General features: G+C 62.5%; 27 protein-coding genes. 3 read left to right on the forward strand and 24 right to left on the reverse strand.

The window, feature by feature from the left end:
* Nucleotides 1–17: 17 nt before the first annotated feature.
* Nucleotides 18–1040 (reverse strand): ribosome small subunit-dependent GTPase A, encoded by a 1023-nt coding sequence (rsgA, locus tag C5J24_RS23015; RefSeq protein ID WP_105421267.1) that lies wholly within the window; start codon nt 1038–1040, stop codon nt 18–20.
* A gap of 143 nt (nt 1041–1183) precedes the next feature.
* Here rsgA and C5J24_RS23020 point away from each other — a divergent pair, with 143 nt between their 5' ends.
* Complete coding sequence (locus C5J24_RS23020; protein ID WP_105421269.1) at nt 1184–2149, forward strand: phosphotransferase family protein; 966 nt, start codon at nt 1184–1186, stop codon at nt 2147–2149.
* 44 nt (nt 2150–2193) lie between these two features.
* Here C5J24_RS23020 and cimA read toward each other — a convergent pair whose 3' ends face one another.
* The 8 genes from cimA to C5J24_RS23060 form a co-directional block, all read right to left on the reverse strand.
* Nucleotides 2194–3810, reverse strand: a complete 1617-nt coding sequence (gene cimA / locus C5J24_RS23025; protein WP_105421271.1) for a citramalate synthase — start codon at nt 3808–3810, stop codon at nt 2194–2196.
* A gap of 196 nt (nt 3811–4006) precedes the next feature.
* The gene (gene pip / locus C5J24_RS23030) at nt 4007–4966 is read right to left on the reverse strand and encodes a prolyl aminopeptidase (RefSeq protein WP_105421273.1); all 960 of its coding nucleotides are present in this window, start codon (nt 4964–4966) and stop codon (nt 4007–4009) included.
* A complete protein-coding gene (locus C5J24_RS23035) occupies nt 4963–5439 on the reverse strand; it encodes a GFA family protein (RefSeq protein WP_105421275.1) in 477 nt (158 codons plus the stop codon). The genes pip and C5J24_RS23035 overlap by 4 nt, the downstream gene beginning before the upstream one ends.
* On the reverse strand, nt 5436–5948 hold the full coding sequence (locus tag C5J24_RS23040) for a GFA family protein (RefSeq protein ID WP_046667885.1): 513 nt from the start codon (nt 5946–5948) through the stop codon (nt 5436–5438). The genes C5J24_RS23035 and C5J24_RS23040 overlap by 4 nt, the downstream gene beginning before the upstream one ends.
* Nucleotides 5945–6442: a GFA family protein gene (locus C5J24_RS23045; protein ID WP_105421277.1), complete on the reverse strand. Its 498-nt coding sequence runs from the start codon at nt 6440–6442 to the stop codon at nt 5945–5947. The genes C5J24_RS23040 and C5J24_RS23045 overlap by 4 nt, the downstream gene beginning before the upstream one ends.
* A gap of 2 nt (nt 6443–6444) precedes the next feature.
* Complete coding sequence (locus tag C5J24_RS23050; RefSeq protein WP_105421278.1) at nt 6445–6807, reverse strand: endonuclease domain-containing protein; 363 nt, start codon at nt 6805–6807, stop codon at nt 6445–6447.
* Between the two features lie 331 nt (nt 6808–7138).
* Nucleotides 7139–8524, reverse strand: a complete 1386-nt coding sequence (gene cysS, locus C5J24_RS23055) for a cysteine--tRNA ligase (RefSeq protein ID WP_105421280.1) — start codon at nt 8522–8524, stop codon at nt 7139–7141.
* 323 nt (nt 8525–8847) lie between these two features.
* Nucleotides 8848–9228, reverse strand: coding sequence for a hypothetical protein (locus C5J24_RS23060; protein WP_105421282.1), 381 nt, complete (start codon nt 9226–9228; stop codon nt 8848–8850).
* A 169-nt stretch (nt 9229–9397) separates the two neighbouring features.
* Here C5J24_RS23060 and C5J24_RS23065 point away from each other — a divergent pair, with 169 nt between their 5' ends.
* On the forward strand, nt 9398–9790 hold the full coding sequence (locus tag C5J24_RS23065; RefSeq protein WP_105421284.1) for a low affinity iron permease family protein: 393 nt from the start codon (nt 9398–9400) through the stop codon (nt 9788–9790).
* 6 nt (nt 9791–9796) lie between these two features.
* Here the strand turns inward: C5J24_RS23065 and C5J24_RS23070 are convergent, their stop codons facing one another.
* The 13 genes from C5J24_RS23070 to rpsF form a co-directional block, all read right to left on the reverse strand.
* Entirely contained in the window at nt 9797–10018 is a 222-nt protein-coding gene (locus tag C5J24_RS23070; protein WP_105421286.1) for a hypothetical protein, read from the reverse strand.
* Between the two features lie 27 nt (nt 10019–10045).
* Complete coding sequence (locus C5J24_RS23075) at nt 10046–10786, reverse strand: SDR family NAD(P)-dependent oxidoreductase (protein ID WP_105421288.1); 741 nt, start codon at nt 10784–10786, stop codon at nt 10046–10048.
* 451 nt (nt 10787–11237) lie between these two features.
* Nucleotides 11238–12740, reverse strand: a complete 1503-nt coding sequence (gene purF / locus C5J24_RS23085) for an amidophosphoribosyltransferase (protein ID WP_105402901.1) — start codon at nt 12738–12740, stop codon at nt 11238–11240.
* 153 nt (nt 12741–12893) lie between these two features.
* The gene (locus tag C5J24_RS23090) at nt 12894–13481 is read right to left on the reverse strand and encodes a CvpA family protein (protein ID WP_046636456.1); all 588 of its coding nucleotides are present in this window, start codon (nt 13479–13481) and stop codon (nt 12894–12896) included.
* A gap of 104 nt (nt 13482–13585) precedes the next feature.
* The gene (gene radA, locus C5J24_RS23095; RefSeq protein ID WP_046636457.1) at nt 13586–14989 is read right to left on the reverse strand and encodes a DNA repair protein RadA; all 1404 of its coding nucleotides are present in this window, start codon (nt 14987–14989) and stop codon (nt 13586–13588) included.
* Between the two features lie 103 nt (nt 14990–15092).
* Nucleotides 15093–16256, reverse strand: a complete 1164-nt coding sequence (gene alr, locus C5J24_RS23100) for an alanine racemase (RefSeq protein ID WP_105421290.1) — start codon at nt 16254–16256, stop codon at nt 15093–15095.
* 130 nt (nt 16257–16386) lie between these two features.
* Nucleotides 16387–16749: a transcriptional regulator gene (locus C5J24_RS23105; RefSeq protein WP_105421292.1), complete on the reverse strand. Its 363-nt coding sequence runs from the start codon at nt 16747–16749 to the stop codon at nt 16387–16389.
* A complete protein-coding gene (locus C5J24_RS23110; protein ID WP_371674766.1) occupies nt 16746–17069 on the reverse strand; it encodes a DUF6516 family protein in 324 nt (107 codons plus the stop codon). Before C5J24_RS23110 ends, C5J24_RS23105 begins: the two co-directional genes overlap by 4 nt.
* A gap of 10 nt (nt 17070–17079) precedes the next feature.
* Complete coding sequence (locus C5J24_RS23115) at nt 17080–18576, reverse strand: replicative DNA helicase (protein ID WP_046605633.1); 1497 nt, start codon at nt 18574–18576, stop codon at nt 17080–17082.
* 266 nt (nt 18577–18842) lie between these two features.
* A complete protein-coding gene (gene rplI, locus C5J24_RS23120; RefSeq protein WP_105402905.1) occupies nt 18843–19418 on the reverse strand; it encodes a 50S ribosomal protein L9 in 576 nt (191 codons plus the stop codon).
* Between the two features lie 19 nt (nt 19419–19437).
* Nucleotides 19438–20427, reverse strand: a complete 990-nt coding sequence (locus tag C5J24_RS23125; protein WP_105402906.1) for a DUF2232 domain-containing protein — start codon at nt 20425–20427, stop codon at nt 19438–19440.
* Between the two features lie 158 nt (nt 20428–20585).
* Nucleotides 20586–20840 (reverse strand): 30S ribosomal protein S18, encoded by a 255-nt coding sequence (gene rpsR, locus C5J24_RS23130; protein ID WP_007771634.1) that lies wholly within the window; start codon nt 20838–20840, stop codon nt 20586–20588.
* 22 nt (nt 20841–20862) lie between these two features.
* On the reverse strand, nt 20863–21342 hold the full coding sequence (rpsF, locus tag C5J24_RS23135; protein ID WP_046636463.1) for a 30S ribosomal protein S6: 480 nt from the start codon (nt 21340–21342) through the stop codon (nt 20863–20865).
* 476 nt (nt 21343–21818) lie between these two features.
* On the opposite strand from rpsF, the gene C5J24_RS23140 reads away from it, so the two are divergent.
* Nucleotides 21819–23366, forward strand: coding sequence for a peroxidase family protein (locus tag C5J24_RS23140; RefSeq protein WP_172724108.1), 1548 nt, complete (start codon nt 21819–21821; stop codon nt 23364–23366).
* Nucleotides 23367–23457: 91 nt separating this feature from the next.
* Here the strand turns inward: C5J24_RS23140 and C5J24_RS23145 are convergent, their stop codons facing one another.
* Nucleotides 23458–24396 carry an RTX toxin gene (locus tag C5J24_RS23145; protein WP_245446761.1) on the reverse strand — a complete coding sequence of 313 codons (939 nt, stop codon included), beginning with the start codon at nt 24394–24396 and terminating at the stop codon, nt 23458–23460.
* A 188-nt stretch (nt 24397–24584) separates the two neighbouring features.
* The gene (locus C5J24_RS23150) at nt 24585–25631 is read right to left on the reverse strand and encodes an aldo/keto reductase (protein ID WP_105421298.1); all 1047 of its coding nucleotides are present in this window, start codon (nt 25629–25631) and stop codon (nt 24585–24587) included.
* Between the last annotated feature and the right edge of the window lie 118 nt (nt 25632–25749).

Genomic DNA, 25749 nt, shown 5'->3' on the forward strand with positions numbered 1-25749 from the left:
ATTCGCGCGCGAAACTCTCAGTATTTCTTCTTGCGGACGATCTTGTTGCCCTTTGGGCCGCTCAGCACCGGCGTCCTGTCGCGGTTTTCCGCAAGCAGGCTGCGCCAGCGTTCCAGGCGCTCGGCAGAAAGTTCGCCTTTGGCAACGGCTGCCTGCACCGCGCAGCCCGGTTCGTGGGCGTGGGTGCAATCGCGAAACCGGCAATTTGGCGCCAGATCGGTGATTTCGGCAAACAGCGTATCGATGCCGTCGGTGACGTCGCTGACATAAAGCGTCCGAATACCCGGCGTATCGATCACCCAGCCGCCGCCGGCAATCGCATGCAGCGACCGCGCCGTCGTGGTGTGACGACCCTTTGCATCACGTTCGCGGATGCTTCCGGTCTTCTGCATCGTGTCGGACGCATGCCCGGCAAGCGTGTTGACCAGCGTCGACTTTCCGACTCCGGAGGAACCGACCAGCGCTACGGTCTGCCCGACGCCGCACCAGGGCTTCAGCAAGGCAACGGCATCCGCTGTACGCGCATTGAGGACGACCACCGGCAGGTCGCGCTGCAGCGCCTTGGCCTGCTGTTCGAACGGGCCGGCATCTTCGACCGTGTCGGCCTTGGTCAGCACGATCACCGGATTGGTCGCGGCCTGGTTGGCCATGATCAGGTAGCGTTCCAGCCGCCCCGGGTTGAAATCGGCATTGCAGGACGTGACGATGAACAGCGTATCGACATTGGCCGCGGCAAGCTGCTGGCCGTGCCCGCCTTCCGCACGCCGTTGAAACACGGTTTTCCGGTCGAGACGGCGCACGAGCATGCCCGTCAGCGGATCGGCAAGAACCCAGTCGCCGACCGCAAAATCCGCGGTATTGCTATTGGGCGGAAGTTCGATCTCGACTGGCCCGCTGATGTCGATCGCATCGATGCGCGCCCGGTGAACCGAAGCGACGCGCCGGGGTACGAGATCCGCTTCGCCCGGCTCGACCTGAGCCGCAAAGAAATCGGACCAGCCAAGCAATTCGAGCGATGAGGGCGGGTTGGAGCCGGTCAAGGTTCGGTACGAAAATTCGGGGACGCCGTCATGGGCAGGCTTTCCGCAGGTTGCGATTGCGTGGTTTATGGAGAGCCGCGTTGTCCACGCTCCAACAGTGTCGATAGTGGGTAACCCAATATAGCAATCATTGGACGGTGGAAATGGCGCCGCAGCGAAGAACGACCCTCGAACTCGACGGGGAAACCGTTGATCGGCTCGTCCGGCACCTCGATCGTGGTTTTGTCGCCAGCGGTTTCAGCAGACTCGAGGGCGGCAGTACCGAGGTTTACAGGATTGATCTCGTGCGGGCCGAGCACAGCTCGCCTGTCCTCAAAATCTATCCGGATGAACCCGAATGGCTGCCGAAGAAGGAGAACCTGGTGGCCGGCTGGCTGGAAGGGCTGATACCCCCTGTTCCCCGGTGGTTGAGGGTCGACGAAACACGCACCCTCCTGCCGTTGCGCTACGCCCTCCTGACACTTTTACCAGGCCGGTCGCTCCGCCACTGGATGGACGAACCGGATATCGAGCAAGCTTATCGGCAAATGGGAAAGCTGCTGAGACAGGTTCACGCCGTGCCGATGCCAGCCTATGGCTACATTCGTGGCGACGGGATCGACAAGCCGTGTCCGACCAATGCGGACTGTATGACGGCGGCGTTCGAAGACGTGTTCCGGCGTTTTCGCGATCTCGGCGGCGATGCCGAACTCGGGCGAAACCTGCAGCGCCTTGCCGAAGGCAGTTTCGATCTCCTGGCCGAAAACGGCGGCCCCGTGCTCTGCCACGATGACTTCCATCAGGGCAATGTGCTCGCGTTGCGCGACGGTGCAGGAGATCTTCGGCTGAGCGGGCTCATCGATTTCGGCAATGCGCGGGCAGGGGACAGGCTCTTCGATCTGGCCAAGGCCCTATTCTGCTCCTCGCACGAGGACCCGCGCAGCCACCGGCCCATCCTTGAAGGTTACGGCCGGACCGACCATCCGGATATGGAGCGAGCGCTGTGGCTCTACACCCTTTTCCATCGCACCAGCATGTGGTGCTGGCTGACCAAACTCGGCGTCGCGGCGACAGCCGAGACTGGTCCCGGCGGCCTCATCCAGGACCTGCGCGAAATGGCCGGGCGGTGAAGGTTCGAACATGGCGAGGCGGCCTCAGCCTCGCCCTTCCAGCCTCACTCCGCCGCGATCTTGCCCGCCAGCTCCCGGTTCTTCATCAGCTTGTAGATGACCGAATCCATCAGTGCCTGGAACGAGGCGTCGATGATGTTTTCGGAGACGCCGACCGTCCACCAGCGCACGCCGGTGCTGTCGATCGATTCGATCAGCACGCGGGTGATCGCCTCGGTGCCGCCGTTGAGGATACGCACCTTGAAGTCGGCGAGAACCAGGTCGTCGATCTCGTGCTGGTATTTGCCGAAATCCTTGCGCAGCGCCCGGTCGAGCGCGTTGACCGGGCCGTCGCCCTCGGCGACCGACATCAGCGTCTGGCCGTCGACGACGAGTTTCACCACCGCTTCCGAGACGATCTTGATCTTGCCATGCGAGTCGAACCGGCGCTCGACCATCACCCGGAAACCTTCGACCGAGAAGAATTCCGGAATGGTGCCGAGCGTGCGGCGGGCGAGCAACTCGAAGCTCGCGTCCGCCCCTTCATAGGCGTATCCGGTCGCCTCGCGTTCCTTGACGATCGAGATCAGCTGATCGAGCTTCGGGTCGTCCTTGCCGACTTCGATGCCGCGGCGCTTCAGCGCGTTGATGAAGTTCGACTTGCCGCCCTGATCGGACACCATCACCTTGCGCAGATTGCCGACGCTTTCCGGCGTCACGTGTTCGTAGGTGCGCGGGTCTTTGAGCAGCGCCGAGGCGTGGATGCCGGCCTTGGTGGCGAACGCGGAAGCGCCGACGTAAGGGCTCTGGTGGTTCGGGGAGCGGTTCAAGAGCTCGTCGAAGGCGTGGCTGAGGCGGGTCAGCCCGGTTAGCCGCTCCGCATCGATCGCCGTCTCGAACCGGCTGCGGTAAGCGTCCTTCAAGGCGAGCGTCGCGATGATCGTCACCAGATTGGCATTGCCGCAGCGCTCGCCGATGCCGTTCAACGTCCCCTGGATCTGCCGACAGCCCGCCTCGATCGCGGCGAGCGAATTGGCGACCGCCTGGCCGGTATCATCATGGGCATGGATGCCGAGCGAGGCGCCGGGAATGCCCGACGCGATCACCGCCTCGACGATGGCGCGGATCTCGCCCGGCTGGGTGCCGCCATTGGTGTCGCAGAGCACCACCCAGCGGGCACCCGCTTCATAGGCCGTCCTGGCGCAGGCAAGCGCATATTCGGGATTGGCCTTGTAGCCGTCGAAGAAATGCTCGCAATCGACCAAGGCCTCCTTGGCCGCGCTGCGGGCGGCCTCGACGCTGTCGCGGATCGATTCGAGGTTCTCCTCGTTCGAACAGCCAAGCGCGACGCGCACGTGATAGTCCCAGCTTTTCGCGACGAAACAGGTGGCGTCGCTTTTCGCCTGCAGCAGGACGGCCAGTCCCGGATCGTTCGAGGCCGAAATGCCGGCCCGCTTGGTCATGCCGAAGGCGACGAATTTCGATTTCACCGTGCGCTTCTCCGAGAAGAAGGCGGTGTCGGTTGGGTTGGCGCCGGGATAACCGCCCTCGACATAATCGAGGCCGAATTCGTCCAGCAGGTTGGAGATGGCGATCTTGTCCTCGACGGAAAAATCGACGCCGGGGGTTTGTTGCCCGTCGCGCAGCGTTGTGTCGAAGAGATAGATGCGTTCGCGTGTCATGGGTGCTCCTCCTGGAGCGGTGTCAGTTCCGAAATAGGCGTCCGAATTTCACGACACCCCCTCATCCGGCTGCCGCCACCTTCTCCCCGCTGGGGAGAAGAAGATATGCCGCACCGTTGCCCTTCTTCCTCGCCCCAGCGGGGAGAGGGTGGCCGAGCGAAGCGGAGGCCGGGTGAGGGGGCTGCAGGAACGCAGCTCAAATCTTCCCCGCAAACCGGTCCGTCGCGCGGATCAGCTGGTCGGTGATGCCGGGTTCCGAGACAGCATGCCCGGCGCCCTCGATGATGTGGAAATCCGCGTCCGTCCAGACTTTCGAGAGCTGCCAGGCATATTTCAGCGGGCAGGGCATGTCGTAGCGGCCGTGCACGATGACGCCGGGAATGCCCTTGAGCTTGGTAGCGTCGCGCAGGAGCTGCCCGTCTTCCAGCCAGCCGGCATTCATGAAGAAGTGGTTCTCGATGCGCGAGAAGGCGAGCGCGAAATGGTCGTCGTCATGGTCCGACGCCAGTTCGGGGCTCGGTAGAAGCGTGATGGTCGAGCCCTCCCAGACGCTCCAGGCCTTGGCGCAGCGGATTTGTTCCGCCTTGTCGGGGCCGGTGAGGCGGCGGTGATAGGCGGCCATCATCTCGTGGCGTTCGGCTTCCGGAATGGGGGCGACGAAGGCTTCCCACTTGTCCGGGAACATTTCCGAGACGCCGAACTGGTAGTACCAGTCGAGCTCCGGCCTGGTCAGGGTATAGATGCCACGCACCAGAAGTTCGGTGACCCGCTCGGGGTGGGTTTCCGCATAGGCGAGCGCCAGGGTCGAGCCCCAGGAACCGCCGAACACCTGCCATTTGTCGACGCCGACCAGTTCGCGCAGCCGCTCGATATCGGCGACCAGGTGCCAGGTCGTGTTGGCCTCGAGGCTTGCATGCGGGGCGGAACGACCGCAGCCGCGCTGGTCGAACAGCAGCACGTCGTAGAGGTCCGGGTTGAAGAGCCGGCGCTGGTTCGGGTTGCAGCCGCCGCCGGGGCCGCCATGCAGGAAGACGGCCGGCTTGGCGCCCGGCTTGCCGACCCGCTCCCAATAGATCACATGGCCGTCGCCGACATCGAGCTGTCCGGTCGCGTAGGGTTCGATCTCGGGATAGAGGGTACGCAGAACTTCGGTCATAGATGGAGACCCTTTGCCGGCCAGTTTTCGGTATCGTGATCGGGATGCTGGAAGGAGATGATCTGCTCCTGCTGGACGGCGTCCTCGCCGCTGTCGCGCACCGGCTGGTCGAAGATCGTCGTCACCCACGGGATATGCGAGGCGTAGTTCACCTGGATTTTCGGGGCGAGATCGTCGCGGTTGTCGAAGGCGCCGATCGCCAGGTCCAGCCCACCCGGATAGCGGTAGGTGAGCGGCGTGCCGCAATTTTCGCAGAAACCGCGATCGATATTGACCGAGGACTGGAAATATTTCGGTTCGGCGCGGGTCCATTCGACACCGTCCTTCGGCACGGTGACCAGCGGCCCGAAAAAGCCGCCGAAGGCCTTCTGGCACATGCGGCAATGGCAGATCGAGGCGCGGCCGAGTTCACCATGGATCCGGAAGCGCACGGCGCCGCACTGGCAGCCGCCTGTTCTAAGGGTTTCGCTCATCGCTTGTTCTCCGGTGGCTGGTTTTCGGGCGGGCCGCTCTCCGGCGGCCAGATTTCGGTGTCGTGGTCGGGATGCTGGTAGGAGACGATATCGGCCAGGAAGGGGGCGGTATCGATGTCGTCCATCGTGTGGCGCGCCGGCAATTCGGACAGCCGGTCGACGAAGGGAAGTTTGCCCTCGACGCCGAACTGCACGACCGGCGGCAGCAGGGTTGGATCGTCGAAACTGCCGGCGGAGATCGCGATCCCGTCCGCCGCCTCGTAGGTCATCGGCGTGCCGCAGTCTCCGCAGAAGCCGCGCCGGACATGGTTCGACGACTGGAAATATTTCAGTTCGCCGCGCGTCCAGGTGAGCTTCGCCTCGCCGGTCGCCACCAGCGGCGCGTAATAGGCGCCGAAGGCCTTCTGGCACATTCGGCAATGGCAGACCGAAGAATCGAACGGCTCGCCTTCAAGCCGGAAGCGGATCGCGCCGCACTGGCAGCCGCCGGTTCGGATGGTATCGCTCATGATTGACCCTCCGCATGTCGATTGCCTGGAGGCCAGACCTCGGTGTCGTGGTTGGGGTGCTGGTTGCTGCTGGCCGAGACAGTCTTTTCCTGTTCCTCGGTTATGTCCATGGCGTTATCGTGCTGTAGGTGATCGAGCTCGCCGAACCAGGACATCTTGTGGGCAAGATTGGTCTGCAGCTCCGGCTTCACCGATTGCGGATCGTCGAGCGAACCGAGCGTGATGCTCATATGATCGCTCGACCCGTCATAAAAGAGCGGCGTGCCGCATTTCTCGCAGAACCCGCGCCGCACGGTTTCCGACGACCGGAACCAAGCCGGCTCACCGCGCGTCAGCTTGAAATTTTCATGCATCACCCCGCCGAGCGGCATGAAATAATTGCCCGCCGCCTTCTGGCACATGCGGCAATGGCACAGATGCGGAAACCCGATCTCGCCCTCTGCCCGGTAGCGCACCGCTCCGCACTGGCACCCACCGGTGTGGATCTGGGTCATCTTCAGGCCTCCCCAATAATTTTCAGGATATGGAGACAGACATTGTCGATGTCCTTCAGAACGTCGTCGTTCCAGAAGCGCAGCACCGTCCAGCCATCTCGCTCTAGACGTTCGGTCCTGACGATATCATACCGCAGATCATCGTCGTTGCCGTGCTGCGAACCATCGACCTCAACAATGAGATGATGCATCGGGCAGGCGAAGTCGACGATATAGCCGGCGATCGGCACCTGGCGGCGGAAACTCAGGCCCATCAGGCGGTGGGCGCGCAATTCGTTCCAGAGCTTCAGTTCGGCATCGGTCAAGGCTTTGCGCATGCGCCGGGCGTTGGCGCGACGTTGCGGCGGGACTGGGGCATGTGGCATGTCATGCTCCTTGTCTGCGGGCAGCGCGCGGTTACCCCCCTCTGTCCTGCCGGACATCTCCCCCACAAGGGGGGAGATCGGATTGTGGCAAACGCTCGCGCTCACATTGGATGTCGCAATCTGGGATAGGTATTTTTGCGAGGCAAGTAGGTTTTCAAAATTTGGAAAACCTACTTGCCGCTGCGAATTGGAGTGCCGGCGTTTTAGGGTGCGGGGGCGGCAATGGCGGCGATCAATGTCCGGGCAAGCGGGCGCGCCCAGCCGATCTCCCCCCTTGTGGGGGAGATGCCCGGCAGGGCAGAGGGGGGTATCTCCGGGCGCCAACTCCATCCTACCGCTTCACCTCCCAGGTCGTCACCCTCTCACCCGTTGCCGGGTCCTTGCCGTCTTTCAGCTGGATGCCCTTGTCCGACAGTTCGTTGCGGATCTTGTCGGCCTCGGCGAAATTTTTCGCCTTGAGCATTTCGAGCCGCAGGGCGACCAGCGCATCGACGGCGGACGCCAGTGCCTCGTCGACCTCGGTTTTCTCCGGCAGTACGCCGAGAAACGCGGCACTGGCGGCAAACACCGCAAGTGCGTCCGGGTCGCCGTGGGCCTCCTGCGCGAGCGCGTGCAGCGCCTGCACGGCGGCGACCGTGTTGAGGTCGTCGGCAAGCGCGTTGATCACCGTATCGCAAGGCGCTGCACCGGAAGCCTCCGCCGCCGGCCACTTGGCGAAAAGGCGCTCGGCCTCTTCCAGCCGCTTCACCGAAAAGTCGATCGGCTCACGGTAGTGCGTCATCAGCATGGCAAGCCGCAGCACCTCGCCCGGCCATTGGCGGCCGCCGAATTTTTCGGTGTGCAGCAGGTCGTAGATGGTGATGAAGTTGCCCTCGGACTTCGACATCTTGCGGCCTTCGACCTGCACGAAGCCGTTATGCATCCAGACATTCGCCATCACCTCGGTGCCGTGGGCGCAGCGCGACTGGGCGATCTCGTTTTCATGGTGCGGGAAGATCAGGTCGAGCCCGCCGCCATGGATGTCGAACACTTCGCCGAGATAACGCCGGCTCATCGCCGAGCACTCGATATGCCAGCCCGGACGGCCGCGACCCCAGGGGCTTTCCCAGCCGGGTTCGTTGTGGGAGGAGAGCTTCCACAGCACGAAATCGCTCGGGTTTTTCTTGTGCGCATCGACCGCGACGCGGGCGCCGGCCTGCTGTTCGTCGAGCGGACGCTTGGAAAGCTGGCCGTAGTCGGCCATCGACTTGGTATCGAACAGCACTTCGCCTTTTGCCACATAGGCATGGCCGTTGCCGATCAGCTTCTCGATGATCTCGATCATCTCGGCAATGGTGTCGGTGGCACGCGGCTCGACGGTCGGCTCCAGGTTGCCGAGCAGGGCGATGTCCTCGTGGTACTGCGTCTCGGTCTTTTCCGTGACGAGGCGGATCGCCTCGTTGAGCGGCAGGCCGGGATGGTCGCGCAGCGCCCGCGCGTTGATCTTGTCGTCGACGTCGGTGATGTTGCGGGCATAGGTGACGTGGGCCTCGCCATAGACATGGCGGAGCAGCCGGAAGAGCACGTCGAAGACGATGGCCGGTCGGGCATTGCCGATATGGGCGTAGTCGTAGACCGTCGGGCCGCAGACATACATGCGTACGTTCTGGGGGTCGATCGGCGCGAACGCCGTCTTTTCACGGGTCAGCGTATTGTAGAACCTGAGCGAAATGCTCATCGAAAAATCTCCCCAAAGTCTCGCACGGCGAGCATCCGGCTGGGCGGGATGTCGAAAGTGTACGCGGTTTTCGGACGACATCCCGCTCTCACTATCAACTAGGAGCCGTATGCTTTCGCGTTCAGGAGACACGAAAGCATCCGGCTCCGGCCGGGTCGTTTGTCTTCAAGGCTTTTCGAGAGACGAAAACGGCCGGGCCAGCGCGAACGCTAGCGGATAATGATCCCACAAATGGAAATCGCCGTTTTCATGGAGGTGGTTATGGCGCGGGCAAGCCGTTTGGTCAAGTGGGCTTTGCCCGCGCGGGATGTCCGTAACTGGCCTTACGCCGTCTTGCGGCCGATGCCGTTTCTGGCGACGGTGAACAGAAAGATCAGCATTGACACGACGGTGAGGATCGAGCCGATCGCGGCAAGCGCCTCGCCGCCCGAGGACACCGCCATCGCGATGCCCGGCACGATACAGAGCACGCCGAGAACCGCAAAGCCGAGATGGACCTTCGACAGCACGGAATCGGCCGCCGCCGGGGTCACCGTGTAGTAGAGACCGAAAAGCCCCATCGTCGTCCAGCCGACCAGGTTCAGATGCGCATGCGCCGGCGCCATCAGATGGTCGCCGGAGATGGCCATCTGAATGCCCCAGAACATGCCGACGGTGACACAGAGCACAGCCGCGCCGAAGAAATAGAAGGCGATGTTTCTCATCAGATATTCCCCCGAAATATGAAGTTCCTGCGCCCTATCGCAGGACCTGCAGCATAGCAGAAAATCGGATTTTCATACATGGGGTATCTCCCGGGGGCGCCGCCGGGATCAAAACATGCGCTTTGCACGTTGATGGGCACCAATTCCACCAATCGGATGGATAACCGAAATGGCCAGACAGGATAGACATCACAACGTTTTCGACATCTTCTCGAGCGCCATCTCCTCCTGGTCGGGAAAGCCGGTCACGTTCGTTGCGGCCGTTGTCCTGATCGTCATCTGGGGCGTCACTGGACCGTTCTTCGGATTCTCGGAAACCTGGCAGCTGGTGGTCAACACCGGAACGACGATCATCACCTTCCTGATGGTCTTCGTCCTGCAAAATTCCCAGAACAGGGACGGCGAGGCGGTCCAGGCGAAACTCGACGAGCTTATCCTGTCCAGCCAGGCTGCCAACGAGTTCATCGGCATCGAGAAACTGGACGAGAAACAGCTTCGCAAGCTCAGCGAAAATCTGCAGCGCCGCGCCAAGACGCTGGATCAGGAGGCGGAGAACGTCTAGGCCGCCTTAGCGGCCTTGTTCGGTCGGCGGGTTGCTGTTGTCGAGCAGGGCCTGGGCGATGGACCTGCGCCGCGCGTCGTCGGTCATGGCGGAGCTGATCAGCCGCATCGCCTCCATCACGGCGGCGTCCCCATGTTCGCGGTGAAGGCGGGCCATCGCCGCGGCGACAAGGTTGGCGGTCGCCGTCGCTTGCTCTCTTTGCTCGTCGGTAAGGTGCGATTGCATCATCCAGGCTTCTTGCGGCGCGCGACGCCTCTATTCTGGCGCACGAAAATCCACGAACTTGTTGTCGCGCACGACGAATAGGCGACCGGTATCCTGAAGATCGGGGGAGGCGAGGAAGAGGATCTTTTCGGCGACTTCCGACGGATGCGGCAGGGTTTCCGGGTCTTCGCCCGGCATGGCCTGGGCGCGCATTGCGGTGCGGGTGGCGCCGGGATTGACGATGTTGACCTTGAGCGGGGTGTGGGCGGTCTCGGCAGCCCAGATGCGGGCCATGTTCTCGACGGCCGCCTTGGAGATCGAATAGGCGCCCCAGAAAGCCGGCGCCTTGGATGCGACACCGGACGACAGGATCAGCGCGCGGCCGGCATCGGACTTGGTCAGCAGCGGCTCGACCGAGCGGATCAGCCGCCATGTGGCGGTGACGTTGGTAAGCATTACCTTTTCGAACACCTTCGCCTCGATATGGCCGAGCGGCGAGATGACGCCGAGGATGCCGGCGTTCGCCACGAGGATATCGAGCTTGCCCCAGCGCTCATAGATCGAGGCGCCGAGCTTGTCGATCGCCGCCATGTCGGTGATGTCGAAGGGAACCAGCGTGGCGGTGCCGCCGGCCGCCTTGATCGCATCGTCGAGATCTTCGAGGCCGCCGACGGTGCGCGCGGTGGCGATCACATGCGCGCCGGCTTTCGCGAGTGCCAGCGCCGTGAAATAGCCGATGCCCCGCGATGCGCCGGTCACCAGCGCGATCCTGCCCTTCAGATCGATATTCATGATTTTCCGCCCTCAAATGCAATGCGCGCGACGGTCGTTACAGTCGCCGATGGATATTGGTGGAGGAGGCGATAGCTGCTTGTCGCAGGAGCCCAGCCTCGATCTCCGTTGTCCCTGTGCTTGTCACAGCGATCCGGTGCGCGCAAGTCCTTGCGCGCGGGAGAAACTTTTCGTCATTCGGAGAGCCGTGCCAATAAACGTCGAGCCAGGATGCCCCCCCTCTGCCCTGCCGGGCATCTCCCCCACAGGTGGGGAGATTACAAGCGGCACGATCCCCCGCCTACAAAAGCACCGCTGCGAAGGATGTAACGCTCAATGCAGGGCCGTGAGCAGGCTCCCAGCCGATCTCCCCACCTGTGGGGGAGATGCCCGGCAGGGCAGAGGGGGGCGAGCTTGCTGGGTGCGTGAAGGAACTTGCCGAAGGGCGGTGCTGCAAAGCCACCCAATCACCTCAGCCGTTGCTGGCCAGTACCGAAACCTTGCGGCCCATCGTCTCGCCGTCCTTGTCGAGCAGGCGGGTGGGGTAATCGCCGGTGAAGTAATGGTCGGTGAATTGCGGGCGGGCGTTGTTGCGGTCTTCGCCGCCGACGGCGCGGTAGAGGCCGTTGATCGACAGGAATTCGAGGCTGTCCGCGCCGATATATTGGCACATGGCTTCCAGGCTGTCGTACTGGTTGGCGAGCAGCTTGTCGCGGTCGGGCGTGTCGATGCCGTAGAAGTCGGGGTAATAGATCATCGGGCTGGCGACGCGCAGATGCACTTCCTTGGCGCCGGCATCGCGGATCATTCGGACGATCTTCAGCGACGTGGTGCCGCGCACCACCGAATCGTCGACCAGCACGACCCGCTTGCCCTCGATCATCGCCCGGTTGGCGGAATGCTTGAGCTTGACGCCGAAGGCGCGGATCTGCTGGGTCGGCTCGATGAAGGTGCGGCCGACATAGTGGTTGCGGATGATGCCGTATTCGAACGGAATGCCGCTTTCCTGGGCGTAACCGAGAGCAGCAGGCGTGCCGCCATCCGGCACGGGCACGACGACGTCGGCTTCGACGGGCGATTCCTTGGCCAGGTTGATGCCCATGTTCTTGCGCGCCACATAGACGCTGCGGCCGCCGACGACGGAATCGGGACGGGCGAAATAGACGTATTCGAACAGGCAGAGCCGTTCGGCCTGGCCGTTGCCGGCCTTGCGGGCGTCGATCGAGATAGAGCCGTCCGCCTGGATTTCGCAGATGATGACTTCACCGTTCTCCACGTCGCGGACGAACTTGGCGCCGATGATGTCGAGCGCGCAGGTCTCGGACGCGAAGATCGGCTTGCCGTCGAGTTCGCCCATGACCAGCGGGCGGATGCCGGTGGGGTCGCGCGCGGCGATCAGCTTGGTGCGGGTGACGGCGAGCATCGAATAGCCGCCTTCCATCTGCCGGATCGCGTCGATGAACCGGTCGGCGGTCGACGAATAACGGGAGCGGGCGATGAGATGCAGGACGACTTCGGTATCGGAGGTCGACTGACAGATGGCGCCGCCGGCAATCAGCTGCCGGCGCAGGGTCAGGCCATTGGTGAAATTGCCGTTATGGGCAACCGCGATGCCGCCGACTTCGAGTTCGGCAAACAGCGGCTGGACGTTGCGCAGCGCCACTTCGCCGGTGGTCGAATAGCGGTTGTGGCCGATCGCGATATTGCCGGGCAGGCGGGCAAGGGTGACGGGATCGGTATAGTGGTCGCCGACGAGGCCCATGCGGCGTTCCGAATGGAAGCGCAGGCCGTCGAAGGAGACAATGCCGGCCGCTTCCTGACCGCGATGCTGCAGTGCGTGCAGCCCGAGCGCCGTTAGCGTCGCAGCCTCGGGATGGCCGAGAATGCCGAACACACCGCATTCTTCATGCAGCGTATCGCCATCCCACTCGTTGACGCTGTCTTCGGCGAACGTCTCGGAAACCGCCTGATTCATCTTGGCCCCTTATCCCTGTGGACAACCTGTCCCTGTCGGAAAAATGGAAAGGCCGGCCGGGGAGAACCTCCCCGGAAACCAGCCTGTTTTCACTTGAATGCGAATGATACCACAAATGGTGACGTTTTGCGCTGCATCAAGCGCAAGATCGCGTCAATTATTTGTCGCAGGCGCGTCGTCTGCCGTCGGCTGATCCTGAGCCGGAGCGCCATCGGTTGGCGCTGCCCCGCGGCCGAGGATGCGGGCGCGGATCTGCGGCTCGATATCGGCGGGCAGCACGGCTTCGAGGCGGGCGACGAGCGTGTCGAGGAACGGCTTCGATTTCGCCTGCGTCACCCAGGTCGGCTGGGCATTGGCGGCAACCAGCCAGTTCCAGAACGCGACGGCCACGACGAGCAGCAGGATGCCGCGGGCGGCGCCAAACAGGAAACCCAGCGTGCGGTCGAGCGCGCCGATGCGGCTGTCGATGATGAAATCGGCGATCCTGGTGGTGATGAACGAGATGATGATCAACGCGATCAGGAAGATGGCGCCAGCGGACGCAGCAATCGCAATGCGCTCGTCACTCAGGTGCGGCTTCACATAGGGCAGAACCAGGGGGTAGAGGTAATAGGCGGCGGCGACTGAGCCAGCCCAGCTTGCGATCGACAGCACCTCTCGCGAAAAACCGCGAACCATGGCGAGAACGGCGGAAAACAGCGTCACAGCGATGACGATACCATCGAAAATCGTGATGGGCATATATGATCTACTCCAGACTTGCCGACTTCAAGACTTGCCGGCTTCAAGCCCGGCGCCCCGCCTTACCGCAGCCGTCATACATCAGCGGGCTTGTTAACGGAAGATCAATCATCTTCCGGCGTTTGTCTCAGCTTGGCGGCGGAACCCGCGATGCGGGATACCAAATCCGGCAGGTCCTCGATCGTCACCCAGCGTCCGTTCGCGCCCTTCGGCACCTCCGCGGACGTGGCCGGCAGCATCGCTCCTGCAAAACCAAGTTTCTCAGCCTCCTTAAGGCGTTGCGCAGTCTGCGAAACCGGCCGCACCGCGCCCGAGAGGCTGATTTCGCCGAAATAGACGCAATCGGCCGGCAGAGCAAGACCGGCAAGCGAGGATACCAGTGCGGACGCGACCGCGAGGTCGGCCGCAGGCTCGGTAATGCGATAACCGCCCGCGACGTTGAGATACACATCGTGCTGTCCGAGCTTGACGCCGCAATGGGCCTCGAGGACTGCGAGAATCATCGACAGGCGCGACGAATCCCAGCCGACCACCGCGCGCCGCGGCGTGCCGAGCGAGGTGGGCGCCACCAGCGCCTGCACCTCGACCAGAACCGGCCGCGTGCCCTCCATGCCGGCAAAGACCGCGGCACCTGGCGATTTCGAGTTGCGCTCGCCGAGGAAGAGTTCGGACGGATTGGTGACTTCGCGAAGTCCTTTGTCGGACATTTCGAAGACGCCGATCTCGTCGGTCGGGCCAAATCGGTTCTTGACGGTGCGCAGGATGCGGTAGTGGTGGCCGCGGTCGCCTTCGAAATAGAGGACCGCATCGACCATGTGCTCGACGACGCGCGGGCCGGCGATCTGGCCTTCCTTGGTGACGTGGCCGACAAGGACCATGGCGGCCCCGGTCTGCTTGGCGAACCGGATCATCGCCTGCACGCCGGTGCGCACCTGGGTGACGGTGCCCGGCGCCGAATCGGCCGTGTCGCTCCATAGCGTCTGGATCGAATCGATGATCACGAGGTCGGGGCGTTTGCCTTCGCCGATCGTGGCGAGGATGTCCTCGACATTGGTTTCGGCCGCGAGCAGCACTTCTGTATCGGCGGCATCCAGCCGCTGGGCACGCAGCCGCACCTGAGCCACCGCCTCTTCGCCCGAGACGTAGATGATCCGGTGGCCGCGACGGGAAAGGGCCGCCGCCGCCTGCATCAGAAGCGTCGACTTGCCGATGCCCGGATCGCCGCCGACCAACACCGCCGAACCGCGCACGAACCCGCCGCCGGTCGCCCGGTCGAGTTCGGAAATGCCGGTGAAGATGCGCGGCGCTTCCTCGGTCTCGCCGGACAGCGTGGTGAGCGCCACGGCACGGCCCTTCTTCGGCACCTTGCCGGGGCCTCCACCGATGCCGCCCATCTGGTCGTCTTCGATAATGGTGTTCCACTCGCCGCAGCCGTCACACTTGCCGGCCCAGCGGTTATGCACCGTGCCGCAGTTCTGGCACACGAATTGGGTTTTTGCTTTTGCCATGGGATCAGGTGCCGCCTTCGATATTCACAAATTCCACCGTGAACAAAAGCGGAACTCTTATTCTCTAATCCGAAAATGTGGCTGATGGCAAGGAGGGCGGCAGCTATTCGGTTTCGATATAACGCCGCTCGTAGCGCAGACCGAGGCTGGTCAGCAGTTCGTAGCCGATCGTGCCGGCGGCGCGGGCGACGTCGTCGAGATCTATGTTCGGGCCGAACAGCTCGACATAGTCGCCGGCCTGGATCTCCGATGCCGGGACGTCCGTGACGTCGAAGATCGTCAGGTCCATGGTGATGCGGCCGATGACCGGAACCTTGCGGCCGGCGACGAAGCCGAAGCCGCCATCCTTCACCGTTTGACGCAGCGGCACGCCGGAGCCGGAGAGCGCTCGGCTGTAGCCGTCCGCATAACCCGCGGAAACGATCGCCAGCCGGCTGTCGCGGGAGAGCTGGTAGGTGCCGCCGTAACTTACCGTCTCGCCCTTTTTCCCGTCGCGGATCTGGATGATGCGCGCTTCCGCCTTGGCAACCGGCTTCATCGGATTCGGTACCCCGACGACCGCCTCGCCGCCATAAAGCGCGATGCCGGGGCGGGTGAGATCGAAATGATAGTCCGGTCCCAGAAAGATCCCGGCGGAAGCCGAAAGGCTCGTCTCGATGCCTTCGAAAGCCTCCGCGACCTTCTGGAAAGCCGAAAGCTGTTTTTGGTTGAGGGGCGAGGAGGGCGTGTCGCCGCTATGGAGATGCGACAGCACCAGGACCGGCGAGAAGCTTGCCGGTCGCGACACGTCGTCAGCAAAGGCGATCGCATCCTCAAGCGGCAGACCGAGACGGTTGAAGCCGGTGTCCACCTGCAAAGCACAGGGATGGTCGCCATATTCCGATGTCACCGACATCCAGAAGGCGAGCTGTTCTTCCGAGGCCAGAACCGGCACCAGATCGTGTTCGAAGAACATCGCCTCCTGGCCGGGCCAGATTCCGGAGAGAACATAGATGCGGGCGTCGGGTGCATAGGCGCGCAGCGTCACGCCTTCTCGCGCGACAGCGACGAAGAAATCCCGGGCGCCGGCTTCGTAAAGCGTGATGCCGCAATCCTCGAGCCCCAGTCCATAGGCATCCGCCTTGACGACGGCCGCCGCCCGCGCCGTTCCCGAACGCCGCGCCATCTCCCGCCAATTATCGGCAAGCGCACCCAGATCGACCGTCAGCCGGACGGGCGCAATGTCGAAATCGTCGGGATAGGAAAGCTCGCTGTCGAAATCGGTCATGTCGGCTCGTAGGGCATGAGGATCGGGAGGCATGAGAACGGTCGCAGCGATCCTACCGGTTTCGAAGGCAGGAAAAAGACCGCGCCCGCAAAATCTTTCGCGCTGCACAATCTTTTAGGCCGTCGGGAATTCAGGCAACGCTGCGCAAGTCGAAATCCGCATGGATGACGTCGTAGGGTACGTGGATGCGACCATCGTCGTTCACTTCGACAAGGCCCCATTCTATCAAGACGGCCGTATCCTCATGCACCCGCTTCACATCGCGGGAAAGGGCTGTGGCCAAAGCGCGGTAGGTCGAGGGGCCAAGGCTCTGCAACGTCTCGATCAATGTCCAGCGCTTGGGCGTCAGGACGGTAAAGAGCTGTTCAGGGGAGGAGAAGCTGAAGACGTGCTCCTGAGCTTTGCCGGTTTTCCAAGCGTCGAGAAAGCCTCCTGCGGCGTCTTGAAGCGCAGTTTCGTCGCCCCGCTGAATTCGGATTGTTGCGGTTGTCATCGGCGCTCTCTCCTTGAATGGACGTCAGCGAGAAAATCACGGGTCAGGGCATCGACCGTCGTGAAGCTGTAGTTCTCCTCGCGGCCATCGATATGTCTGTGGTCGCCTTTGCCTCTTTCGTTGTCGAAGCCGACAACCCGCTGTCCTTCATAACCGTAGAACAGGCGATATTTGTAGTCGTGCCGGCTCCCGACCACGGGATGCGGAAGCTTCCAGATGACCATCTCGACGATGGCCCCATCCGACAGGACGTTCTTTGAGCGGTAAAGCAGTTCCGCCTTCATGTTGGCGATAATGCCAACATGAAGGCGGTCTGTCAAATTAGCTCGATCAATGCTCTTCGTATTGCGTAAAGCTCGGGTCGGCCAGATCGGCGAAGCGGGTGTATTCCGACTGGAAGGCGAGCTTGACTGTGCCGGTCGGTCCGTGACGCTGCTTGGCGATGATCACGTCCGCTGTGCCCTTGACCTTGTCCATCAGCACTTCCCATTCGGGATATTTCGGGTCGGCGATGTCGCGGGGTTCCATGTTCTTCACGTAATATTCCTCGCGGAACACGAAGAGCACCACGTCGGCGTCCTGCTCGATCGAGCCCGATTCGCGAAGGTCGGAGAGCTGCGGGCGTTTGTCGTCGCGGCTTTCCACCTGGCGCGAGAGCTGCGACAGCGCGATGATCGGCACGTTCAGCTCCTTGCCGAGCGCCTTCAGACCCGTGGTGATCTGGGTGATTTCCTGGACGCGGTTCTCGCCCGATTTGCCCGAGCCGGTCATCAGCTGGATATAGTCGACCACCAGGCAGTCGAGGCCGCGCTGGCGCTTGAGGCGGCGGGCGCGGGCGGAAAGCTGGGCGATCGAGATACCGCCGGTCTGGTCGATGAACAGCGGCACCTTCTGCATCATCTGGGAGCAGGCGACGAGCTTTTCGAAATCGGCCTCGGTGATGTCGCCGCGGCGGATCTTTGACGACGAGACTTCCGTCTGTTCGGAGATGATACGGGTGGCGAGCTGTTCGGCCGACATTTCGAGCGAATAGAAGCCGACCACGCCGCCGTTCTTGGCCTTGAACGAACCGTCCGGCTGGACTTCCGGTTCGTAGGAGGCGGCAATGTTATAGGCGATGTTGGTGGCAAGCGATGTCTTGCCCATGCCAGGGCGTCCCGCAAGCACGATCAAGTCGGAACGCTGCAACCCGCCCATCTTGCTGTCGAGAGACATGATGCCGGTCGAGACACCGGAAAGATGGCCGTCGCGCTCGAAGGCCTGGCCGGCCATGTCGATAGCAAGCGCCACCGCATCGTTGAACGACTGGAAGCCGCCGTCGTAGCGGCCGTTTTCGGCGAGCTCGAACAGCCGGCGTTCGGTATCCTCGATCTGCGTCTGCGGCGGCATGTCGAGCGGCGCGTCAAAGGCGATGTTGACCATGTCCTCGCCGATGGTGATCAGCGCGCGGCGGAGCGCCAGGTCGTAGATCGCCCGGCCGTAGTCCTCCGCGTTGATGATCGACACGGCTTCGGAGGCAAGGCGGGCGAGATATTGCGCCACCGTCAGATCGCCGACCTTGTCGTCGGCGGGCAGGAAGGTCTTGATCGTCACCGGATTGGCGGTCTTGCCCATGCGGATGATGTCGCCGGCGACCTCGAAGATCTTGCGGTGCAGCGGCTCGTAGAGATGGACGGGCTTCAGGAAATCGGAGACGCGGTAATAGGCGTCGTTATTGACCAGGATCGCGCCGAGAAGCGCCTGTTCGGCCTCGATATTGTTCGGGGCTTCGCGGTAATGCGGCTCTGCCGGCTGGATGTTGGCGAGCTTGCGTACTGCGTCGTTCATGGTGTTTTCCGTTCTGTCCCTGTACCCCGGCAGTACCCTTAGAGGTGTCTGGCCTGTCACGAAACGGCAATATTGATTCCCACAGTAGTTCACAGGCAAAACTGCGCCGTGAAGCGAAAAACGGTCGGAAATCGTAAATCCGTTTGACTGTGTTCCCGGAGCGAATCGACTCGGGGAACTCTCCCTCTTTTATAGCCCGAAAAAGACAAAAAAACGCCCGGACCTTGTCGGCCCGGGCGCTCTTTGAACAGTCTTTGGAACGACGCTTATTCGTCGTCGCCGGCGCCGTCGGCTTCCGGATCGAAGAAGTCTTCCGGACGCAGCGCATCTTCGTCGACGCCGTAGATGGCGTCGGCCGAGGTGAGGCTTTCGCCCTGGGACTGGCGGCTGGCTTCTTCAGCGGAGCGGGCAACGTTCAGTTCAACCGAAACTTCGACTTCCGCATGCAGGTGCAGCGAGACCTTGTGCAGGCCGATTTCCTTGATCGGCGTGTTGAGGTCGACCTGGTTGCGGCCGATGGTGAAGCCTTCGGCAGCCAGCGCGTCGACGATGTCACGGGCAGCGACGGAGCCGTAGAGCTGGCCGGTTTCGCCGGCGGCGCGCACGACGACGAAGGACTTGCCGTCGAGGACTTCGGCGACCTTCAGGGCTTCGCCCTTGCGCTCGAGGTTGCGGGCTTCGAGAGTGGCGCGCTCGGATTCGAAGCGCTTCTTGTTGGCTTCGTTGGAGCGGAGAGCCTTGCCGAGCGGCAGAAGGTAGTTACGGGCAAAGCCGTCGCGGACCTTGACGGTTTCGCCCATCTGGCCAAGCTTCGGTACGCGTTCAAGCAGAATGACTTGCATGGTTCAGGTTTCCTTTCGATCAGTCAATCTTGTTTTCGGTAGTCTTGTTGTCGGGGCTGGCGCCTGCTTTGAGCGGGGTCAGCGCGATCGTCCGCCTTGTATCGGTAAGCCCCAGGATGAGGATCGCGATGGCCGGCAGGACAAGCATGGAAGAGAGATAGCAGAGGACGAGGGCCGGGATGCGCCAGTCCTTGCCGAGGCTGCGGAAGTGCAAGGAGGCGAAACCTGCCATCAGGAAGCCGGCGCCGAACGTGCCGCAGATCGTCGCGCCGATCATCGCCGGAACGCCGCCGAGGAAGGCGAGCACGATGCCGCCGAGGAAGATGAAGATCGCGTGCCGGTTCATCCGGAGTGCCGAGGGCATATCCTCGCGCGGGCGGACGGCCCGGCCGGAGCGCGACACGATGCGCACGGCGATGTAGAAGGCGGCAAACAGCAGCGTTACCCAGACGCCGCCCTGGACGAGTGGCAGCATCAGCACCAGCAGCGACTTGGTCTGCGCCATGCCCGCCGGTTCCGGCGTGAAGGCGGGTTCCTGGGCTTGCAGAGCCGCGATCATCGCGTCGACCATCCGGTCGGTGAGTTCCGGGCCGTAGCCGATTGCGACCCCGAGAGCGATTACGGCGATCGTCACCAGGCCGCAGAGATGCAGGAGGATATCCGAGATCGGATACCAGGCCATCAGGTTGTCCGGGCCGCCGAGTTCGGAGGCGGGGCGCGCAAGGTTGGCGAGATGCGACAGCCAGCCCGCCGGGATCAGCGTGAACACTGCCATGGCGACCGCAAACATCGGCGAAACGAGGATGGCGCCAAGGATGCCGGCGGTGACGATGCCGATGACGGCGGCGCGATTGCCCCAGCCGAGGCCGGCGATGAAGATCGGAAGCGAAGAGGCGGCGTAGAGCACGGACGCAAACGACAACTGCGCATTCGCACCCAGCACGAGCAGGGTGGCGGCGATGCCGGCAAGGATGCCGGTGGGCAGCACTGTCTGTATCTTGTTCGTCACGGTCTCGCTGTCCTGCTTTTTGAAGCAGTTAGGGGATCACACCTGATGAAATGTCTCAGGTACTTCATCCCCAACATGGGATTTGGAAATTCCGATCCGCGCCCATCGCGGAAGGGACGAACCCGCTGACTCTTCATCAGCGGGTTCGGTATTCGTAATTACGCTACGACGTAAGGCAGCAGGCCGAGGAAGCGGGCGCGCTTGATTGCCTGGGCGAGTTCGCGCTGCTTCTTCTGGGAAACAGCCGTGATGCGGGACGGAACGATCTTGCCGCGCTCGGAAATGTAGCGCTGCAGGAGGCGTACGTCCTTGTAGTCGATCTTCGGCGCATTGGCACCCGAGAACGGGCAGGTCTTGCGGCGGCGATGGAACGGACGGCGTGCCTGGGAGGAGGATGATGATACGTCAGCCATGGTCTTTTCTCCTTAGCCTCTATTACGCACGGTCTTCGCGCGGACGGCGCTCGAAGCCGCCTTCACGCGGACCACGGTCCGGACGGTCGCCGAAGCCGCCTTCGCGGCGCGGCGGACGGTCGCCGAATTCGCGGCGCGGACCACGGTCGTCGCCATCACGGCGCGGGCGGTCGTCACGGTCGCGCTTCTGCATCATCGCCGACGGACCTTCTTCATGCTTCTCGACGGCGATCGTCATGTAGCGAAGAATGTCTTCGTTAATGCGCATCTGGCGTTCCATCTCGTGCACGGCCGGAGCCGGTGCGTCGATGTCCATCAGGGCGTAATGAGCCTTGCGGTTCTTGTTGATGCGGTAGGTGAGGGACTTGAGGCCCCAGTTTTCAATGCGCCCGACTTTGCCGCCGTTAGCTTCGATGACGCCCTTGTACTGTTCGACGAGGGCATCAACCTGCTGAGCGGACATATCCTGCCGGGCAAGGAATACGTGTTCGTAAAGAGCCATGTAGCTTTGCCTTTTCTTGCGGTTGTCTACCCGGACCTCGGCGGCTAAGCCTCAACGACTGCTCCTGAACGGGAAAACCCGAGGCAAGAAAAGTGTTGTATCGAGACGGTCGAGAGCGGAGACACGGGAGGCTTGGACCCTATGGTCCCTGCGGCTTGCCTTGCGGCAAACCTGCCCTCCGTTCAGCCACCAGCCAGAAGACCGGGTATTGCGAACAGCGCGCTTATACGGATTTTTGGAGAGAAGGCAAGGGCGGTTCACCGAATGTAATCAATTGGCGATATCTAAATTATACTTAAGGTAGAGTTAACAAATCTTCAGGTTGAAAATCCGAGTAATCGGAGTATAGTTCGCCGCGGGAAAAGTGCTGGAGGGTATTCAACCAAGGTGGAGGGGAATTTGTTATGCATCATGGAGAGAAGAATTTTGAAGTAACCGCACCACGTTCTCGATTTTACCAGGGAGGTTTTGGACGGTTGTTTCCTGAACTTCCGGGCTGGGAGCCGGATACAACCGGTTTTACAGGTGCAGGGATAGGTAGTGCTGCGGCACTCGAAGCCTATTTCATGAATTTCGTCGCGACCAAGATGGTCGATACGACGGCGCCGCCGGCGGGCGACTCCAAACTTCCGTCCGGTTACGTCTATTTCGGTCAGTTCATCGACCATGACCTGACGCTGGACACGACGCCGCTCAGCGAGGCGGAGCTCGATCCGAACCGGCTTCATAACTTCCGGACGCCGCGGCTCGATCTCGATTGCATCTACGGGCAGGGGCCGGATGCGCAGCCCTATCTCTACGACAAGACTGCGCCGGGCTGTTTTCGGATCGGCGAGATCGCTGGCACGCCGTTCAAGGATCTGCCGCGCGCTGCCGGCCAGGATACCGCTCTGATCGGCGACCCGCGCAATGACGAGAACGCCATTGTCTCCCAGCTGCACCTGGCCTTCCTTCTGGCCCATAACACGCTCGTCAAGGCGGCGGTCAAGAAGGGCATGTCGTCCAGGAAGGCCTTCGAGGCGGCGCGGAAGACGCTGCGCCGGCTCTACCAGTGGATTATCTGGCACGACTACATGGCTCGCATCTGCGATCCCTCCGTCCACAAGCGGGCGCTTCGCAAGGATCGTGACGCCGGCAACGGGCGCACCTTCTGGGAGCTCGGTTACGAAGACGTCTACGACTGGAAAAACAATCCGTTCATGCCGCTGGAGTTTTCGGTCGCCGCCTACCGGTTCGGGCATTCGTTGGTCCGCAACGGCTACCAGACGAATTTCGCCAAGGGCGTCGGCGTCTTCACGCCGACCTTCAAGTTCAATGCCGAGGACCTCAGAGGGTTTCGCGCGCTGCACCCGGACCGGGTCGTCCAGTGGGACTGGTTCCTCAGGATGTCGTCCTCCGTGCGGCCGACATTCCCGCAGGTTGCCCGCAAGTTCGACGGCGTGCTGGCGAATGCGCTGCGCGAACTGCCGGAGGATCCCGACAAGCCGGGCGACAACACCAGAATCCTCAACGTGCTTGCGGCCCGCAATCTGGTGCGCGGCGTCAGGATGCAGCTACCGTCGGCCATCGAAATCGCCAAGCTCCTGGATATCCCAATCATCAAGATCAACGAGGATGAGCGGGAAGCCCTCTGGTACTACATCCTGCGCGAGGCCGAGTTCGATCCCCAGGTCGAGGGCTCGACGCTGACCGTCGGCGGCGCTGGCGATCGCCTGGGAACGCTCGGCTCGATCATCGTCGCGGCCACGTTCGCAGGCCTCCTGAAAGGCGATCCGCTGTCGTTCTTCAATCTGGAGCCCGGATGGACGCCCGACAAGGACGAGCTGCTCGACAGCGTCGAGGCGGACTTGGTCGCCGCCGGCAAGCCCGGCCTCAACGCCGATGAACAGGTCAACGGCCGCAAATGGGGGCTGCCGACCATCGTCCGCCTGTCGGGCCTGCCGGTCGATGCCTCGCCGTTCCGGCCGGTGCCGATCCCTGTCCCCGAGCCCGTCGTCGAGCCCGCAGCACCGCCGACGGAGTGAACTATCGGACATAACTATCGGATATCGCCGGGAGAACCGGCGATATCCCCGATAATGTCCCGGGGGGCATGCTTTTGCTTGGAAGATTGGATCAGCCGATCTTGAGGACGGTCTGTCCATTTTCGAAAGCGAAGCCATAGGACAAGACGCTGCCCTTCAGCGCCTTCTCGTCGAGCGTCACTGTGATCTTGTCGTCCGAGTCCTCGAAGGAGGCGGTCAGCACATTGTCCTTGATCGAAATGCTGACATCCTTCTCGAAAGAACCGTCGAACCGCAGCGAGATCGGGCCGTCGGTGGCGATCGTGTCCTGGCCGCCATTCTTGCCGAACGTGTATTCGACGACGCCCTTGCCGGCCGGTTTGCCGGTCTGGAGGATGGTCACCGTGTCGTTGCCGCCACCGCCGGACGCAAAGATGCGGCGTCCTTCGAGATAGAGGATATCGTCGCCATCGCCACCATCGATGCCGGTCATCGTTTCGGCCGATATCCGGATGCTGTCGGCGCCGCTGCCACCGGACACGTCCATCGCCAGCTTTCCTGCAAGCTGGATGTCGTCCTTGCCGGCACCGCCGTTTATGGCGCGCAAGAGGGTGGCCTTTGCCTCGATCTTGTCGGCGCCGTCGCCAGCCTCGACGCCGGAGACGGAAGCGGTCTTGATTTTCAAGGTATCGTCACCGGCGCCGCTATCGACATCGTAGACGGCGCGGCCGGTCATCGTCAGGCTATCGTCGCCTTCGCTGCCGGAGGCATGGGTGATATAGCCGAGGCTTTCGCTGACATTCACCTCCGATGGGTCGTCGGCCTTGCCGAGCGCCAGGATCTCGACGATCCGCGCCAGCGCCCGCTGCGCCGGTCCCTGCGTGTCGGGCTCGATGCCGCCCGCGCTGGCCGGGCCGATGCCATGGGCGCTGCCGGATGACTGGCCTGCCGAAACGGACGGACCGGAAAACAGCAGCGATGCATAGCTCGCCGCATTGGAGTTCCGGTAGAAGGCGTTGGTGATGCTGGTGATGGCTCTGTCCTCCGGCATGCAGCCCAGAGGCCGCAGGTCCCGTCTTTCACATGCCGCCATCATGCCGGACATTGATTGAGAACAGCTTACAGCAGAGCAGGGTAGCGAGACAGCGGCACCGCTTTGCGCGGTAAGCGCTTGGTAAAGAAAAAGGGATGCTTTGCGGCGGCAGAGCATCCCTCGAGCAAAACCTGAAGATCGCCGTATCAGAGCGGCATCGGATACTGCCGATGAACCCTGGCGATGTCCGCGAACACCTCGTCCGACAATGTCAGGTCCGCAGCCGCCATGTCGTGTTTCAGCTGGGCCATCGACGTCGCGCCGATGATGATCGACGTCATGAAGGGGCGTGACAGGCAGAAGGCGAGCGCCATCTGGGCGAGGTCGAGGCCGTGCTTTTCGGCGACCTCAAGATAGGCCTTCACGGCCGGCTCCTGATAGGGTGTCAGGCGGCCGCCGAGATCCGTGTTGATCGTCGCCCGGGATCCTTCCGGCCTTGCGCCGTTCTGGTACTTGCCGGTGAGGAGGCCGGCGGCGAGCGGCGAATAGGCCATCAGCCCGACATCCTCGTGATGGGCGACCTCGGCGAGGTCGAGATCGAAATGCCGGTAGAGGAGATTGTATTCGTTCTGCAGCGAGGCGATGCGCGGCAGGGCCTTTTTCTCCGACAGGCGCAGGTATTTCATCGCGCCCCAGGCGCTTTCGTTGGACAGGCCGACAGCGCGCAGCTTGCCTTCCTTCACCAGATCGCCGAGCGTTTCGAGGATTTCGGCGATTTCGGCGGCGGCCTTGTCGCGGTCCTGCTGCGTGACGTCGAAAGTCCAGGAATTGCGGAAATGGAAGGTGCCGCGGTTCGGCCAGTGGATCTGGTAGAGGTCGATATAGTCGGTCTGGAGGCGGGTCAGGCTGGCGTCCACGGCCTGGCGGATGGTGGCGGATTCGATGTCGCGTCCGTCGCGGATATGCGGACGACCGCCGCCGGCGATCTTCGTGGCGAGGACGAGGTCCTTGCGCTTGGCCGCATTCTTCTTCAGCCAGGTGCCGATATATTCCTCGGTACGGCCATAGGTGGCGGGGCCGGCCGGTGTGGTCGGATAGAGTTCGGCGGTGTCGAAGAAGTTGATGCCGTTCTCGAACGCGTAGTCCATCTGTTCATGGGCTTCGGCTTCCGAATTCTGGGTGCCCCAGGTCATCGTGCCGAGGCAGATTTCCGACACGGAGAGGTCCGTGCGCCCAAGTTTCTTGTATTTCATGCCGACAGATCCCGTCCTCAAAAAGTCGGCGGCACTCTAAGCGCGATTTGACGAAGCGCAAGGGGACAACGGGCCGGAAAAGGCCCCGAAAACCGCGCCGCCCTTGACTCTCCGGGCC

Origin of the sequence: Neorhizobium sp. T25_27 (genome assembly GCF_002968565.1) — a bacterium.
Classification (GTDB): Bacteria; Pseudomonadota; Alphaproteobacteria; order Rhizobiales; family Rhizobiaceae; genus Neorhizobium; species Neorhizobium tomejilense.